Source organism: Candidatus Pseudothioglobus sp. uisw_070, from assembly GCF_059512545.2.
On record NZ_CM183456.2, the window covers coordinates 1,199,392 to 1,215,563 of the forward strand.

Annotated in this window: 14 protein-coding genes; all 14 read right to left on the minus strand. The window is 37.5% G+C overall.

Annotation, left to right across the window (positions count from 1 at the left end; translation table 11 throughout):
- Positions 1 to 4: 4 nt before the first annotated feature.
- The 14 genes from AC5YGD_RS06010 to AC5YGD_RS06075 all read right to left on the minus strand — a co-directional run bounded on the left by AC5YGD_RS06010 (position 5) and on the right by AC5YGD_RS06075 (position 16,172).
- On the minus strand, positions 5 to 1,159 hold the full coding sequence (locus AC5YGD_RS06010) for a saccharopine dehydrogenase C-terminal domain-containing protein (protein WP_496141107.1): 1,155 nt from the start codon (positions 1,157 to 1,159) through the stop codon (positions 5 to 7).
- A 59-nt stretch (positions 1,160 to 1,218) separates the two neighbouring features.
- A complete protein-coding gene (locus AC5YGD_RS06015; RefSeq protein ID WP_496142361.1) occupies positions 1,219 to 2,643 on the minus strand; it encodes a bifunctional 2-methylcitrate dehydratase/aconitate hydratase in 1,425 nt (474 codons plus the stop codon).
- 19 nt (positions 2,644 to 2,662) lie between these two features.
- Positions 2,663 to 3,790 (minus strand): bifunctional 2-methylcitrate synthase/citrate synthase, encoded by a 1,128-nt coding sequence (prpC, locus tag AC5YGD_RS06020; protein ID WP_496141108.1) that lies wholly within the window; start codon positions 3,788 to 3,790, stop codon positions 2,663 to 2,665.
- Positions 3,790 to 4,668 carry a methylisocitrate lyase gene (prpB, locus tag AC5YGD_RS06025; protein WP_416694419.1) on the minus strand — a complete coding sequence of 293 codons (879 nt, stop codon included), beginning with the start codon at positions 4,666 to 4,668 and terminating at the stop codon, positions 3,790 to 3,792. The genes prpC and prpB overlap by 1 nt, the downstream gene beginning before the upstream one ends.
- Positions 4,669 to 4,831: 163 nt before the next feature.
- Positions 4,832 to 5,491 (minus strand): TetR family transcriptional regulator C-terminal domain-containing protein, encoded by a 660-nt coding sequence (locus AC5YGD_RS06030; protein WP_416694421.1) that lies wholly within the window; start codon positions 5,489 to 5,491, stop codon positions 4,832 to 4,834.
- A 19-nt stretch (positions 5,492 to 5,510) separates the two neighbouring features.
- Complete coding sequence (gene preA / locus AC5YGD_RS06035) at positions 5,511 to 6,812, minus strand: NAD-dependent dihydropyrimidine dehydrogenase subunit PreA (RefSeq protein ID WP_416686289.1); 1,302 nt, start codon at positions 6,810 to 6,812, stop codon at positions 5,511 to 5,513.
- A gap of 1 nt (position 6,813) precedes the next feature.
- Positions 6,814 to 8,181: an FAD-dependent oxidoreductase gene (locus tag AC5YGD_RS06040; protein ID WP_496141109.1), complete on the minus strand. Its 1,368-nt coding sequence runs from the start codon at positions 8,179 to 8,181 to the stop codon at positions 6,814 to 6,816.
- 78 nt (positions 8,182 to 8,259) lie between these two features.
- Positions 8,260 to 9,699: a dihydropyrimidinase gene (gene hydA / locus AC5YGD_RS06045; protein ID WP_496141110.1), complete on the minus strand. Its 1,440-nt coding sequence runs from the start codon at positions 9,697 to 9,699 to the stop codon at positions 8,260 to 8,262.
- Between the two features lie 31 nt (positions 9,700 to 9,730).
- Positions 9,731 to 10,735 carry an ABC transporter substrate-binding protein gene (locus AC5YGD_RS06050; RefSeq protein WP_416694427.1) on the minus strand — a complete coding sequence of 335 codons (1,005 nt, stop codon included), beginning with the start codon at positions 10,733 to 10,735 and terminating at the stop codon, positions 9,731 to 9,733.
- 41 nt (positions 10,736 to 10,776) lie between these two features.
- On the minus strand, positions 10,777 to 11,910 hold the full coding sequence (locus AC5YGD_RS06055) for an ABC transporter permease (RefSeq protein ID WP_416694429.1): 1,134 nt from the start codon (positions 11,908 to 11,910) through the stop codon (positions 10,777 to 10,779).
- On the minus strand, positions 11,907 to 12,803 hold the full coding sequence (locus AC5YGD_RS06060; protein ID WP_496142362.1) for an ABC transporter permease subunit: 897 nt from the start codon (positions 12,801 to 12,803) through the stop codon (positions 11,907 to 11,909). Before AC5YGD_RS06060 ends, AC5YGD_RS06055 begins: the two co-directional genes overlap by 4 nt.
- On the minus strand, positions 12,793 to 13,602 hold the full coding sequence (locus tag AC5YGD_RS06065) for an ATP-binding cassette domain-containing protein (protein WP_496141111.1): 810 nt from the start codon (positions 13,600 to 13,602) through the stop codon (positions 12,793 to 12,795). Before AC5YGD_RS06065 ends, AC5YGD_RS06060 begins: the two co-directional genes overlap by 11 nt.
- Positions 13,603 to 13,606: 4 nt before the next feature.
- Positions 13,607 to 14,479 carry a nitrilase-related carbon-nitrogen hydrolase gene (locus AC5YGD_RS06070; protein ID WP_271558602.1) on the minus strand — a complete coding sequence of 291 codons (873 nt, stop codon included), beginning with the start codon at positions 14,477 to 14,479 and terminating at the stop codon, positions 13,607 to 13,609.
- A 202-nt stretch (positions 14,480 to 14,681) separates the two neighbouring features.
- Entirely contained in the window at positions 14,682 to 16,172 is a 1,491-nt protein-coding gene (locus AC5YGD_RS06075) for a CoA-acylating methylmalonate-semialdehyde dehydrogenase (RefSeq protein WP_271558601.1), read from the minus strand.

A 16,172-nucleotide genomic window follows, 5' to 3' on the forward strand; every position in this document is an offset into this window, starting at 1 on the left:
ACTACTAACTTAAATGATCAAATAAAATAAAGTGATCACTTATTTCAGAAGCTTGATTTAGCCACCTTTTTACTAAATTACTTTGGTGAGGAGCCGCTGTTACGCCTGAGGGTATCTCTTTATTAAGAACGGCTTCAACAGCCAAAGCAACTGAGCAAGAGACTAATTGGGCCATTGCGCTTCCTTTGTTATTTCCAAGCGTATCAAGTAAAAACTGCTTATGCCAAACAACCTCTGAGTCATTTTTAACCTTTAATTCAACAGTTAAAATCACACGATCAACTTCTTCATTTCTATAGGAGTATTTATTCCATAAATCATCACTGATAGCCTTTAGACGATCCTCTGCAATTTCAGGGTCAAGGGTATCTACCTCAGAAAAAATATCAGACCAAGCATCTTTCCAGCCTCTATACCTTAGAGTTCCTCGAACAAACTGATCTATCTTCAATCCCTCGTTCATTTGATACTGCTCAATAAATGGAATGGAATCGCGATTAGGATAAACCTCAAACTCATCTTCTCCCCAAGGCATCGGAAGAGGGTAAAGCTCAACAGCCTCCCATGGCTTATGAACTGTATAAACTTGGCTATCACGAATGCTAACTGAAGTTGACATTAAGGCCTTTAAAACTCCCAGTGGAGACCAACTAAATTTGTAACAAAAATCATTAGGAACGTCACTTAAGCCACCACAATAACTTAAAAAAGAATGTGAATTTTCAGTAGAAAAAACCTTTGAATTCTTATAATCTTCAACGAGTGCATGAGACATACTATGGTCTATTCCTGGATCAAGACCAACCTCATTAACAAGGCATAAATTCTTTTTTAGCGATTCTTCATGAAGCATCCTCATCTCATCTGAAATATAGGAGCTTGAGACAAAATGAGCTCCAAGTGATAGACTCAGTTCTGCAACAGGAACATGGAAATTACCAGGAAGCATTGAAACTATAACGTCTCCAGCTGTAGCATTTTTCTTAATGGCCTCAAGAGAAAATTCTACAATCTGATAATTACCCTTAACACCTAATAAAGCATCACTTGCTTTTTTGACTGTTCGATTATAAACAATAACTGAATGGTCATTTTCAATAAGCATTTTTAGCCCTGGTATTGCTGACAAACCAGCACCTAACCAATGAATTTTTGACATTACAACTCCTTCTTTATTTCTAATTAAATAGATGAAAACTAAAAAACTTTAATAGCTCCTTAATCTTTAAGAACAAACATGTCCATAAACTCGTTGACAGGTGTTTGTTCAGTTTTCTCTTTATCAAGACACAATGAGTAGATCCTGTCACTGTGCTCTTTAGAATAAATACTTTTGAGACTATTAAAAAATTTTCTCTCAAGTAATGGGATACCTTCCTGACGACGATTACGGTGTCCTATTGGATATTCAACTTCCACTTTATCAGTTTGACTCCCATCCTTAAAGAAAATCTGTAACGCATTGGCAATAGATCTCTTGTCATCTGCTAGGTAGTCTTTTGAGTATCTTTTATCTTCCTTTAAAATCATTTTATTTCGAAGCTTATCAATTAATAAGTTTTGTTGATGAAAGGAATCTTCATAAAACTCAGCCACCAAATCACCTTTAATCATTGCAACTGCAAGCATATATTGCATACAATGATCTCGATCAGCTGGATTATCTAGGGCGCCTGTTTTATCAATAATTCTAAGTGCTGACTCATGAGTTGTAACTTCAATCCTTTCAATTTCATTTAACTTTTCTTTAATCTCTGGATAAAGCAATACTGCGCATTCTACTGCAGTTTGAGCATGAAATTCAGCTGGGAAAGATATCTTAAAAAGAATATTCTCCATAACATAAGTTCCATAGCTCTTAGAGAAGCTAAACTCTCTTCCCTTAAAACTTACATCATAAAAGCCCCACTCTGGTGAACTCAAAATGGAAGGCATACCCATCTCACCAGCCATAGTTATCATTGCCAGGCGAACTGCGCGAGATGTTGCATCGCCAGCAGCCCAAGATTTTCTTGAGCCAGCGTTAGGTGCATGCCTATAGGCTCGAAGAGAAGAACCATCAGCCCAAGCTTGTGATAAAGCATCAATAATTTGTTCTCTTGTCCCTCCTAGCATATGCGTAGCAACAGCTGTGCTTGCAACTCTTACGAGTAAAACATGGTCTAGGCCTACTTTATTAAAACTATTTTCAAGTGCAAGAATACCTTGTATTTCATGAGCTTTTATCATGTACTCGAGCACATCTCTTATACTTAATGGTGATTTATGATTCGCAATATTTACTCTTGAAACATAATCACTAAGAGCCATAATTGCGCCTAAATTATCAGAAGGATGCCCCCACTCTTCAGCTAACCAAGTGTCATTAAAATCTAACCATCGAACTAAGGCGCCAATATCCCAAGCTGCTTTTACTGGGTCAAGCTCAAATGACTTTCCAAAAACCCTAGCACCATTTTCTACTGTGGTCCCAGGCACCAATGGGCCTAAATGTCTAGTACAATTTGGATATTTCAAAGCCAAAAGACCACAGCCGATAGTATCTATTAAACAATTTCTAGCAGTATTTAAGGCCTCCTCAGACTCTACTTTAAAATCAATCACATAATCAGCGATATCTTGCAGAGCTTGATCTGCTGACATTCTATCTGCTTTCACTATACTAACTCCTTGTTTCTATGGGGCTGACTTTTTGTGGACCTGGACCTATATAATCTGCATTAGGTCTAATGATTCGATTATTTTGTCTCTGTTCAAAAATGTGAGCACACCATCCAGTTACTCTTGAAAGAACAAATATTGGGGTAAATAGTTTAGTTGGTATTCCCATAAATTCATAGGTAGAAGCGTGATAAAAGTCAGCATTTGCGAATAGATTTTTCTCTCTTCTCATAACCATTTCAACTCTTTCTGATACATCATATAGATGCTTATCGTTAACCTCCATAGATAATTTTTTTGACCATTGCTTGATAACCTCATTACGAGGGTCAGATTGAGTATAAACTGCGTGTCCAAAACCCATCACAAGTTGCTTTTGTGCAAGCATTTTAAGTAATTCAGCCTCTGCAATATCAGGGTCATTCCATTGCGATAGCATAGCACTAGCGGCTTCATTTGCGCCTCCATGTAATGGTCCTCGTAATGTCCCAATAGCACTTGTAACAGCAGAATGAATATCTGAAAGCGTTGAGGCACAAACTCTTGCAGCAAAAGTGGAGGCATTAAATTCATGTTCAGCATACAGAATCAAAGAAATACTCATTACTTGATCATGCAGTTGGCTAGGTTTTTTACCATGCAAGAGATGTAAAAAATGACCACCAATAGTATCATCACTTGTCTCCGTATCAATTCTTTTTCCATAGTGGGAATACTGATACCAGTAGCTAAGTATCGATGGAAATGCACTCAGCATACGATCTGCATGGTCAGTTTGGTTTATAAAGCCTTCCTCTTGCTCTAAATTACCAAGAACCGAACAGCCTGTCCTTAAAACGTCCATAGGATGAGCAGTTTTAGGGATACCCTCCAAAGCACTTCTTAGTTCAGGTTGAAGTCCTCTTAATGTTTTGAGTTTTTCTATATATGCTTTTAATTCCTGTGAGTTAGGTAGTTTTCCCTTCAATAAAAGATAGGCAACCTCTTCGAAAGTTGTATTTTCTGCTAAATCTACGATATCAAAGCCACGATATGTGAGGCCAGAACCGCTAACTCCAACTGTACATATTGATGTCTCACCTGCACTCTGACCTCTAAGACCAGCTCCACCTATTTTTTTTCCACTCACTACTTACTCTCCTTATTCATTTCATCATCTAATTGCTTTTCATATTGATGATAATTTAAAAAATCATATAACTCTTCTCTTGTTTGCATACTTTCTATGACATTATTTTGGTGACCATCTTGTATGATATGTTGATAGACATTAAGAGCTGCTTTACTCATTGCTCTAAAGGCACTTAGTGGATAAAGAATCATATCCACACCAGCATCAGAAAGCTCCTCTTTGGTAAATAATGGTGTTTGACCAAATTCAGTTATATTTGCTAGAATAGGGACATTAATTGAATCAGAAAACTCTCTATATTGCTCAATGGTATTGAGTGCCTCAGGAAATATCATATCAGCACCAGCTTCTACAAAAGCTGTCGCTTTATCAATAGCAGAATGCATACCCTCTATAGCCAATGAGTCTGTTCTTGCCATAATTACAAAGTTAGGATCGGTTTTGGCGTCAACTGCAGCTTTAATTCTGTCAACCATTTCATTTGTACTAACTATGGCCTTATTTGGTCTATGTCCGCAACGTTTTTGAGAAACTTGATCTTCAATGTGGATAGCAGCTACGCCACTATTTATCATTTCTCGAACGCAACGAGCAATGTTAAGTGCCCCACCCCAACCAGTATCTGCATCTACTAATAATGGTAGGGAAGTTACTTGAGTAATTCTTTTGGCATCTTCGAGAACATCTGCTAGGGAAGTAATACCAAGATCAGGAACTCCAAGAGAAGAAGCTGCAACTCCACCACCTGACAAGTAGATTGATTGATGCCCAACTTTCTCAGCCATAAGAGCGCTATAGGCGTTAACAGCGCCTACAATTTGAAGTGGCTTATTTTCATTAACTAACTTTCTAAATTTCTTTCCACTGCTGTCCAATTTGAATACTCCTTGTCTAACCTAAATCAACTACATAATAACTATCTTTAGTAAAAACTATTATGCATATATTTTCTATAAATTCTCTATTTTAGGTAAATGTCATCTGGTATTTATCTTGATGTTAAGAATTATTTTGTAAACTTTTTTAATCTCATATTGACTAAGGATTTAAACCAACGCTTCTTAAAACTAAATCAATAACTTGTTGTTTTTTTTCTTCAAATTCACTATCTGTAAGTTTCTTTCCATTATTTAAAATCATCACTTGATAATCAAAATCAGCATAATGTTGAGTGGTAGCCCAAATCATATATAACAAGGTATGAGCATCACCCACATTAACAATTTTTTTTAGTTCAACCCACCTATTTATCGAACTAACACAAGTATCAACCCATTGTTTTAACCTCGATGATAATACTTCTTCCATTTCAGGGGCACCACTAATAATTTCATTTGCCCACACTTTTGAGCCGAATGGTCTAGTGCGTGACAAATTCATTTTTGCGCCAACATAATATTTCAAGGCTTCTCGAGGTTCATCAAATTTATTAAATGTATCAGCAGCCCTCATCCAATCAACTAGTATGCTTTCTAAGACACATCTATACAAATTTAATTTAGTATGAAAATAATAATGGATATTGGATTTTGGGAGTTTAGCCATATCTGCAATTTGTTTTGTAGTAGAGCCTTTAAGACCATGCTTTGCAAATACTTTTTCTGCAGCAATTAAAATAATAAGTTCATTTTCTTCACGAATTCTCTCTTTACTACGAGTAATACCTCTGGCTTGTACTAGAACTTTTTTATTACCCATTCAATTCTCCATTATTTTTTCATGAAACCTTTAATGGATTATTTGGATGAGTTGTCCAATCAGATGCTTGTGGTGAAATTGCCTTTCCAGTTCTAGGGTCAGTTCCTGATGTCATAGCGACCATTGAGATACAATCTATTACAGGGCAAACGCTTACACAAAGATTACATCCAACACATTCATCATCCTTAACTGTAAATACTCTATCACCACTATCAGTTGAATATTCAATTGCTTGATGAGAAGTATCTTCACATACAATGTGACAACGACCACACTTTATACACTTATCTTGGTCAATGACAGCTTTATCAACGTGGTTTAAGTTCAAGAACTTCCAATCAGTAACTGATGGAACTGCTTTGCCAATTAGCTCGTCTACTGAATTCATACCTTTTTCATCTAAAAAGTTACTCAATCCAGTTTTCATGTCTTCAACAATTTTAAAACCATAGACCATTGCGGCTGTACAAACCTGAACATTACTGGCACCTAATGCAATAAAATCTACTGCATCTTTCCAAGTCGATACTCCCCCAATACCTGAAATTGGTAAGTTTCTAGTTTTTTCATTACGCGCTATCTCTGCCACCATATTCAAAGCAATTGGTTTTACCGCCTCACCACAATAACCCCCATGAGTTCCCATGCCGCCCGTAGTTGGAAACATAGTCAAACTGTCATAATCAACTCTCATAATTGAGTTTATGGTATTAATTAATGACACTGCATCACCACCACCCTCAAGGACTGCTTCAGCTGGATAAATTACATCAGTTATATTTGGCGTAAGCTTAACAATTACAGGGACTGTGGCATACTTTTTGCACCACTCAGTGGCTTGTTTTATATATTCTGGAACTTGCCCAACTGCAGCACCCATTCCTCGCTCTGACATACCATGAGGACAACCAAAATTAAGCTCAAAACCATCTATACCTGTATCTTCAATAATAGGGATATGCTTTGCCCAAGATGCCTCACTCATTGGAAACATTACAGATGCAATCACAGCCCTATCTGGCCAGTCTCTCTTTACTTGACGCATTTCCTTAAGATTAACTTGAAATGGACGATCAGTTATTAATTCGATATTATTGAAACCAATAACTCGTCGGTCATTACTCATCATTGTTGTGTACCTTGGACCATTAACATTCACAATATGAGGATCCTCACCCAGAGTTTTCCATGAAACCCCACCCCAGCCAGCTTCAAAGGCACGATTTACGTTATAAGCCTTATCTGTCGGTGGTGCCGAGGCTAACCAAAAAGGATTAGGTGACTTAATTCCTAAAAAATTACTAGTTAAATCTGCCATACTATGCTCCTTGTGTTAGTGTTTCGTTTATTGAAATTGCAGCAAGTTTGCCATCTTGTACTGCTGACACTGTTAAATTGTCACCATCAAGAACACAGTCTCCTCCTGCCCATACTTTAGACAATGAAGTTTTACGTTGTTCATCTACAACAATCCTTCCTTTTTCTATTTCCAAACTGTTATTATCTGTCAAGCCTTCAGTCACTAATTTTTGCCCAATAGCTTTGAAAACAACATCAGCTTTTAATGTAATATTTTCCCCACTTGCCTTGAGGCTTCCATCATTTTGTGACTTCATCACATCAAACTCCATTGCAGTGACATGACTATCATCAGCTATCAGACGTTTTGGTGACATGTTATATTGAATTTGTACGTCATGCTTTTTTGCCAGAGCCTGCTCATATTCACTAGCAGCCATTATTTTTTTACTACGTCTGTAAGCAATCGTTACTTGCTCTGCACCTAACAATTTGCTTTGAACAGCAATATCTATTGCTGTCATACCACCACCAATCACAACAATATTTTTTCCAACCATTAGTTCATCTTTATTATTGGTTTGACGTAAATTTGCAATATATTCAACGGCATCAATAACACCAGAAATGTCTTCATTATCAAGATTAAGTTTATTTACTGAACCAAGACCACACCCTAAAAATACTGCGTCATATTTCTCCTGAAGACCTTCAAGATTAATTTGCTTACCAAGCTGCATTCCTGTTTCGATAGTAATGCCACCAATATCTAGTATGTAATCAAGTTCTTGCTGTGCAAAATCATCAGGAGTTTTATAAGCTGCAATGCCATACTCATTTAAACCTCCTAGCTTATCCTTGGCATCATAAACTGTTATTTTGTGCCCCAAAACTGCTAAACGATGTGCGCATGATATTCCAGCTGGCCCAGCCCCAACTACTGCAATAGACTTTCCTGTATTTTCTTGCCTAGAAAATAATTGCACTCCATTGTTTAATACTGAGTCAGTTGCATAACGTTGTAGTAAACCAATTTCGACAGGTTTTTGTTCATGATCATTTCGAACACATGCCAGTTGGCACAACTCCTCAGTTGGGCAGTCACGGGCACACATACCACCAAAAATATTTTCACTTAAAATTTTCTCTGCAGCACCTGTTAAATTATCACTCCTAATACTTTGAATAAAGCCTGGGACATCAATATCTGATGGACAGGCCTTTGTGCAAGGAGCGTCATAACAAAAATAACATCGATCAGCCTCAATTAATGCCTCTATTGCAGACAATGGTGCATGGAGGTCTGAAAAATTATCATCAATCTCTTTTTTACTAAGGCGATGTGATTTAATGTTCATTACCTTATTTGTTAAATTATTGTCACTCATATTTTCCTCCGAAAAAAAATATTTGACCATTTGGTCAGGTTATATTAACAGAACCTCAATACAAAATAAATTTCCTTTTTAACGTTTCACAGCTTTTGGTATCTTTTTCTCAGCTTGGACATCTAGCCCTTGATAGAATGAAGAGTATGCTGGGCGGTCAATATATCTTCCAGCTCCCCTTTCAACTTTCAACTTTCCATTAGCATAGACAACTTTTGCAGCACTTATAGTATGTGAAGCACAGCCTTTGACTTCCATACCCTCAAAAATATTGAAATCAATATTTTGGTGGTGTGTTTTAGCAGAAATTGTCTTAGTTGCTTCTGGATCCCAGACAACAATATCTGCATCTGCACCAACTGAAATACTCCCTTTTCGAGGATAAATATTAAATATTTGTGCAGCATTAGTAGAAGTTAATTTAACAAACTCATTCATACTAAAAAGTCCAGTATTTACGCCATGATGCCATAGCACTTCCATTCTATTTTCCACGCCTGCAGTTCCATTTGGCGTTATACGAAAATCATCCTTACCAGCTGCTTTTTGATCAGCACAAAAACAACAGTGATCAGTAGCGGTAGTTTGCAAATTACCAGATATAACTCCTTTCCATAATGCATCTTGATGTTCTTTTGCTCTAAAAGGAGGACTCATTACATGAGCAGCAGCACTCTCAAAATCTTTATTTAAGTAAACTGACTCATCTACAAGCAAATGTCCAGCTAAAACTTCACCAAATACTTTTTGCCCAGCATTTCGTGCTCTAGTAATTGCCTCTAAAGACTGCTTAGTAGAAACATGAACGATATACAAAGGGACTCCATATACATTAGCAATACTTATAGCTCGACTAGCAGCCTCACCCTCAACCTCAGGTGGACGAGATAATGGGTGACCCTCTGGTCCAGTTATGCCCATATCAAAAATCTTACTTTGTAATTGTGCAACCATTTCACCATTTTCAGCATGAACTGTTGGCATTGCACCTAATTCTAATGACCTATTGAAGCTATTGACAAGTATTTCATCAGTGGCCATTATTGCGCCCTTATAAGCCATAAAGTGCTTAAAGCTGTTAACACCATGTTTTTCAACTAGTGTTTTCATATCAGCATGGACAGTTTCATCCCACCAAGTAATGGCAACATGAAAGCTATAGTCAGCTACTGATTTCTCCGCCCACTCTCGCCATTGATGATAAGCCTCAAGAATACTCGTTCCAGGAGAAGGAATAACAAAATCAATAATCATTGTTGTTCCACCAGCAAGTCCAGCAGCTGTCCCAGTATAGAAATCTTCACTAGCAACAGTTCCCATAAACGGTAATTGCATATGGGTATGAGGGTCGATACCACCGGGCATAACATATTGCCCGGCAGCATCTATTACCTCAGCGCCACTCGGCGCTGAGATATTACTGCCAATTTCCTGTATTTTGCCATCTGCACATAGCACATCGGCTTGAAAAGATTGATCAGCATTAACAATTGTTCCATTTTTAATTAGTACAGACATAGTATTCTCCTACAAGAAATTAGATTTTATATTATGATCCAAATGCAGCATCCCAGACTTTATGAGTCCAAGCACCGACTGGCTCGGCATTAATTACTGGATCAGAATCACTACCAAGTAAAGTATCGACAGTACGCTGGTAATCGTCAACATTTAATTTACCGCCATTTGCAGTAAGTTTATTAACCTCACCCATCATACGACGCTGATGCTTTTCAGTTTGAGCACCACTCATGTCATTTTCAAGCACAATATCGGCAGCAGCATCGGAATTATTTGAAGCCCACTCCCAACCTTTCATGCTAGCACGAAGGAAACGCGCAGCTTTATCAACAAAAGCAGGATCACTTAGGTTTTCTTCCAAGACATACAATCCATCTTCAAGTGTTGAAACACCTTGCTCATCATATGGAAAAACTACTAGCTCATCGGCTGAAAGTCCACCATCAATAACTTGCCAGTATTCATTGTAAGTCATCGTTGACACGCAATCTGCTTGCTTTTGAAGAATAGGCTCTATCCCCCAGCCTTGCTTCAATACTGTCACTCCACCAGCACTTCCATCAGTTGCCATATCAAGCTTACTCATCCAGCTCAGGAATGGATACTCGTTACCGTAGAACCAAACTCCTAGAGTCTTATCTGCGAAGTCAGAAGGCGAACTTATGCCCGAATCTTTACGGCATGTAAGCATCATTCCAGTGCTTTTAAATGGCTGTGCTATGTTGACAAGGTTAAGCCCTTTTTCTCTAGATGCTAATGCTGCTGGCATCCACTCAATTAGAATATCAGCACCACCGCCTGCCATAACTTGTGGAGGTGCAATATCTGGACCACCTGACTTAATTGTTACATCTAAACCCTCATCATCGTAGTAACCATTTTCTAGTGCAACATAATAGCCTGCAAATTGAGCCTGAGTTACCCACTTCGTCTGAAGGGTAAATTTATCACCTGCTTGAGTATTAAAGCTCAAAGCTATAAGCATAGTAGAGCAAATTGCAGCTAATATCGTTTTACTTTTAAATATTTTCATCATTTCTCCCTTTATTTTAAAAAAATAGTACTTACCCAGAACTAGCTTTTTCGCATCGATGGATGCCAGAAAGTTAATTTTCTTTCTAAAAGAGCAAATACTCCATAAAACATCGAACCTGTAACAGCAGCAACCGCAATTGTTGCCCATACAATATCGATATTCATTCGGCCAACCTCAGCCGAAATTCTAAATCCCATTCCAACAATGGGTGTTCCAAAAAATTCTGCAACTATAGCTCCAATCATAGCAAAAGTTGAGTTAATTTTCAATGCATTAAGAATAAATGGCATTGCATTTGGTAGACGCAAACTAAAAAGTTCTCGCCAGTAACTTGAAGCATAAGTGTGTAATAAATCCCGATCAATCCTATCAGTCTCATTAAGACCACTTAAGGTATTTACCATCATTGGAAAAAAAGTCATTATGGCAACAACAGCTGCTTTGGACTGCCAATCAAATCCAAACCACATTATCATAATTGGCGCCATACCAATAATTGGTATTGCGCTAAAGAAGTTTCCAATTGGAATTAATCCACGCCTTAAAAATGGTATTTTATCAGCTGCAATTGCAACGAGAAATCCTGTACCACTTCCCATAATAAAGCCAGGAATTGCTGATCGGACAAAAGTTTGATAGAAATCTGCAAATAAAGTAGCACCAAACCCATCAAATACTTGCCAAATAAGACTTGGTGCAGGTAACAAAACCTGCGGAACGGACATACCTATAGTAATAACCTCCCATAGAAAAAATATCCACGCACCAAATAAAACTGGAATGATTATAGTTAGAGATAATTCTATTAATTTATTCTTTGTTTTCAAAGCTGATAGTTGAACTAAGTTATTCCATGTTAGAAACCACAATGCACTTACCAAGAACCAGGCATCTAAACCCATAACCACTCCTTTATCGAATGAATGTATTAAATTTAATACAGACCAAGCTCCAGAAAATAAAGCTACAAAACAAATAGATAAAAGAAATAATCCCTGTTGACGAATAACAAAAAATATCAAACTGACAACGGCAATAATGATCACAATAAAAGGATTAAGTGCATAATCATTAATTACGTTAAGCTGTAACGAAATAAAAGAGGCGATTGAAAAAATAAGACATAGCAATCCTCTTAAGGGATACGACCTTATTATTGCCAGGAAATTCATATTTGCAGCCCCATACGATTATTAACTGCGCGCTCCATTCTTCCAACTATGGTAACTAGGGTTGCAGAAATCACTGAAGCAGTTATCAGGGCAGCCCAAATAAGACTGGTTTGTCCGTAATATGAGCCAGATAATAGGCGTGCACCAAGGCCACCTTGAGCACCAGCAGGAAGCTCTGCTACAATTGCCCCAACTACGCTCAGAGCAATGGCTACTTTTAAACTGGCAAATAAATAAGGAAGAGACGCTGGAAGACGTAATTTCCAAAAAACCTCAACCTTTGATGCTGAATAACTATTCATTAGGTCTACCAAGAGAATACTTGGTGACCTTAAACCTTTAACCATCCCAACAACAACAGGAAAAAAACAAAGATAGGTTGAGATCATTGCTTTTGGAACTAAGCCAATAATACCCATTGAACCTAACACAACGACAATCATCGGAGCAATTGCCAGAATTGGAATAGTTTGAGATGTAATTATCCAAGGCATTAAGGTTCGATCCAGTGCTGGCACATAAACAATACCCACTGACAAGACAATACCAAGAAAGGTGCCCATTATAAAGCCAACCATTGCAGAAGATAAAGTCACTCTAGAGTGGAAAACCAAACTCCGTGGTGAAGTTATCTTCTGATCCCAAATTGTTTTCTTTAACTCCTTTGCAATTTGATGGGGAGATGGCAAAACAGGTCGCTCCATAGACCAAGAGTCTGAGGCTAGTTGTGAAAAAGACCACTCAATATTATTTTTTTCATATCTGTCAATTAAAAAGGAGCTATTTAAATAAACTGCTCCCGCATACCATATCATAATAATAGCCGTTACCAGAATCACGACAGGACCAATACTTCCTCCTATAATCATACTGAAAAGCCTATTAGCTTCCATCACTATGCCCCTCTTTAAGCCCCTCTCTCACAAGTTGCGAAATTTTTAAGAACTCTTTTGATTCACGAATATCAAGATTTCTATCTTTTGGAAAATTGGTATCAATTACATCAATAATTTTTCCTGGACGAGCTGACATTACAACAATCTTATTAGATAAGAATACTGCCTCAGGTATTGAGTGGGTAACAAATACAACTGTTTTCTGAGTTTTTTCCCATAAACGCAATAACTCCTCATTTAAACGATCTCGAGTAATTTCATCTAGCGCTCCAAACGGCTCATCCATCAGTAACATATCAGGATCAAAACTCAAGGCTCTCGCAATCGAGACACGCTGCTGCATACCACCGGACAATTGCCATGGATATTTTTTTTCAAATCCTGACAAGCCTACTAAAGACAAATATTGATTTGAAAGACTTTTTTGCTCATCTTTTGAATAACCTGATATCTCTAATGGTAAGTGGATATTTGCTTCTATATTGCGCCAAGGCAAAAGAGCTGGAGTTTGAAAAACATACCCATAAGCACGATCTAAGCGTGCTTGATTTGGCGATTTACCTTCTACATTGATTGTGCCACTTGTTGGTTTTTCTAGATCAGCTATTACCCTCAATAAAGTAGTTTTACCACACCCACTTGGGCCAATTAGTGAAACAAAATCACCTGAATTAACTTTCATATTAATATCAGAAAGTGCATGCACTGGCTCTGTCTGTGTTTCAAAGGTAAGACACAAATTACTAATATCTATGATTGAAGACTCAGCAGACTTTATAGATGAAGACTCATTCATGATGCTATTTTTCAGTTAGCCCTCCATAAAGGTCACTGCGCCTGTCTCTAAAAAATTGCCAAGTATCTCGCACTTCTCGAACCATATCTAAATCAATTTCATGAACCAGCAACTCATCATCACCATAACTTGCTTGTGCTTCAATTTGACCACGAGGATTTACAATATAACTTGATCCATAGAATTCTCCCATTTGCTCTGCCCATGGCTCCTCTCTTCCAACTCGATTTATCGCACCAATAAAAACTCCATTTGCAGCAGCCGAAGCAGGTTGCTCTAATTCCCATAAATATTTACTTAATCCTGCCACTGTAGCTGAAGGATTAACAATATATTCAGCTCCATTTAAGGCTAATGCACGCCAACCCTCAGGGAAGTGTCTGTCGTAACAAATATATACTCCCAACTTAACATATGCAGTTTCAAATACTGGATAACCAAGATTACCGGGTTTAAAGAAAAATTTTTCATAAAAACCAGGGGCAACTTGAGGAATATGAGTTTTACGATATTTCCCTAGAAAGCTTCCATCAGCGTCAATTACTGCTGCAGTATTGTAATAAATACCTGGCATTTCTTCTTCATAGATAGGAACAACAATTACCATTTGGTATTTTTTAGCATATTCTTGCATTAGCTTAACTGTTGGTCCATCAGGAATTGATTCAGCTGCTGCATACCATTTTTTATCCTGACTTGGACAAAAGTATGGCTGAGTAAATACTTCTTGAAAACAAAGCACTTTTACTCCTTGTTTTGCAGCATCCTCTATCATAGGGATATGAGCCTCAATCATTAAATCACGTATTTTTTCTGGCGACATCGTGCCATCGCCTTTCAATCCCATTTGGATCAGACCACACTTTAATTTACTCATTCAATTCCTCCTTTTCCGATTTGGTAAATAAAAAAACTTTACACTTCTTGACTAAATAGACAGGCTACATATTTTTTTTATACTTGTCAACTATAATTAATTGGTTGACTTTAAATAGTTCTCAAAGTGGCATTAAATATAATCTAGGGGACAAAAAAAATGACCTCCTAAAGGAGGTCACTTAAAAAAACATAAAAACCAGTTATGAAGGGAAAGAAAAGTTTACGCCTTCCCTTACACTGGATGATGGCCAGCGCTGAGTTATGGTTTTTCTACGTGTATAAAATCTTACGCTATCTGGCCCATATGCAGCCAAATCACCAAACATTGATTGCTTCCAACCACCAAAACTATGCTGAGCAGCAGGGACGGGCAATGGTACATTGATACCAACCATACCAACTTTTATTTGATCACTAAAATATCTTGCTGCTTCACCATCTCGGGTGAAAATACACGTGCCATTTCCATATTCATGCTCATCTATTAAGTCAATTGCTTGTTGCATAGTTTCTACTCTCACTACCTGCAATACTGGTCCAAATATTTCTTCCTTATAAGACTTCATTGAAGATTGCACGCTATCAATAAGCGTTCCACCAACATAAAAGCCATTTTCACAACCTTTCACCTCAACACTCCGTCCATCAACAACAATGTCGGCGCCTTGATCTTCTGCACTGGTGATATATTCTTTAACTTTTTCCATATGATCTTTAGTTATAAGTGGTCCAAAATCATTTTTACTATTATCAAAATTACCCACCTTAAGGTCATGCATCTTAGATTTCAAGCCAGCTATTAAATTATCTGCTGTGACTGAGCCGACTGCTACTGCTACGGAAATTGCCATACACCTTTCACCACTTGAGCCAAATGCAGCACCTATAAGAGCATTCACTGTATTCTCCATTTCTGCATCTTGCATAACAATAGCATGGTTTTTAGCACCTCCAAGAGCTTGGCACCTCTTATCATTTTCAGAAGCAGTTCTATAAATATATTTTGCAATAGGAGTTGATCCAACAAAACTTACAGCTTGCACTCTTTCATCTTTGAGCAAAGTATCTACTGCCTCTTTACCTCCATTAACTACATTTAAAACCCCTTTTGGTAAGCCTGCTTCATTTAATAATTGAGCAATAAATAATGCTGACGAAGGGTCTCTTTCTGAGGGCTTTAATACAAAACAATTACCACAAACTATTGCCATGGGATACATCCATAATGGAACCATAGCAGGAAAATTAAAAGGGGTGATTCCTGTAACAACTCCTAAGGGTTGAAACTCACTCCATGAATCAATATTGGTTGAAATATTTTTACTATGCTCTCCTTTTAGAAGTTGAGGTGCATAGCAAGCATATTCAACATTCTCTATACCTCGAGTAATTTCACCAAGCGCATCATGTGCGATTTTTCCATGCTCCTCTCCAATTAATTGCGCTATTTTATTAATATTTTTTTCTAATAATTCTTTAAAACGAAACATAATTCTAGCTCGTTTAAGTGGTGGCGTTGCTCGCCATGCTGGAAAAGCTTCGTGAGCCGCATTTATAGCTTTTTCAACAGTATTTTTTGAAGCAATTTCTACTTGCTTCCCAACCTCTCCTGTCGATGGATTAAATACATCTTGAGTAGGGTCACCCATTGATACAAGCTCACCATTAATAAGGTGTTCTACTAATTTCAT

Coding starts and splice junctions, on each gene's coding strand:
- AC5YGD_RS06010 (WP_496141107.1), bottom strand. CDS start 1,159: ATGTCAAAAATTCATTGGTTAGGTGCTGGTTTGTCAGCAATACCAGGG.
- AC5YGD_RS06015 (WP_496142361.1), bottom strand. CDS start 2,643: ATGTCAGCAGATCAAGCTCTGCAAGATATCGCTGATTATGTGATTGAT.
- AC5YGD_RS06030 (WP_416694421.1), bottom strand. CDS start 5,491: ATGGGTAATAAAAAAGTTCTAGTACAAGCCAGAGGTATTACTCGTAGT.
- preA (WP_416686289.1), bottom strand. CDS start 6,812: ATGGCAGATTTAACTAGTAATTTTTTAGGAATTAAGTCACCTAATCCT.
- AC5YGD_RS06040 (WP_496141109.1), bottom strand. CDS start 8,181: ATGAGTGACAATAATTTAACAAATAAGGTAATGAACATTAAATCACAT.
- hydA (WP_496141110.1), bottom strand. CDS start 9,699: ATGTCTGTACTAATTAAAAATGGAACAATTGTTAATGCTGATCAATCT.
- AC5YGD_RS06050 (WP_416694427.1), bottom strand. CDS start 10,735: ATGAAAATATTTAAAAGTAAAACGATATTAGCTGCAATTTGCTCTACT.
- AC5YGD_RS06055 (WP_416694429.1), bottom strand. CDS start 11,910: ATGAATTTCCTGGCAATAATAAGGTCGTATCCCTTAAGAGGATTGCTA.
- AC5YGD_RS06060 (WP_496142362.1), bottom strand. CDS start 12,803: ATGGAAGCTAATAGGCTTTTCAGTATGATTATAGGAGGAAGTATTGGT.
- AC5YGD_RS06065 (WP_496141111.1), bottom strand. CDS start 13,602: ATGAATGAGTCTTCATCTATAAAGTCTGCTGAGTCTTCAATCATAGAT.
- AC5YGD_RS06070 (WP_271558602.1), bottom strand. CDS start 14,479: ATGAGTAAATTAAAGTGTGGTCTGATCCAAATGGGATTGAAAGGCGAT.
- AC5YGD_RS06075 (WP_271558601.1), bottom strand. CDS start 16,172: ATGAAATTAGTAGAACACCTTATTAATGGTGAGCTTGTATCAATGGGT.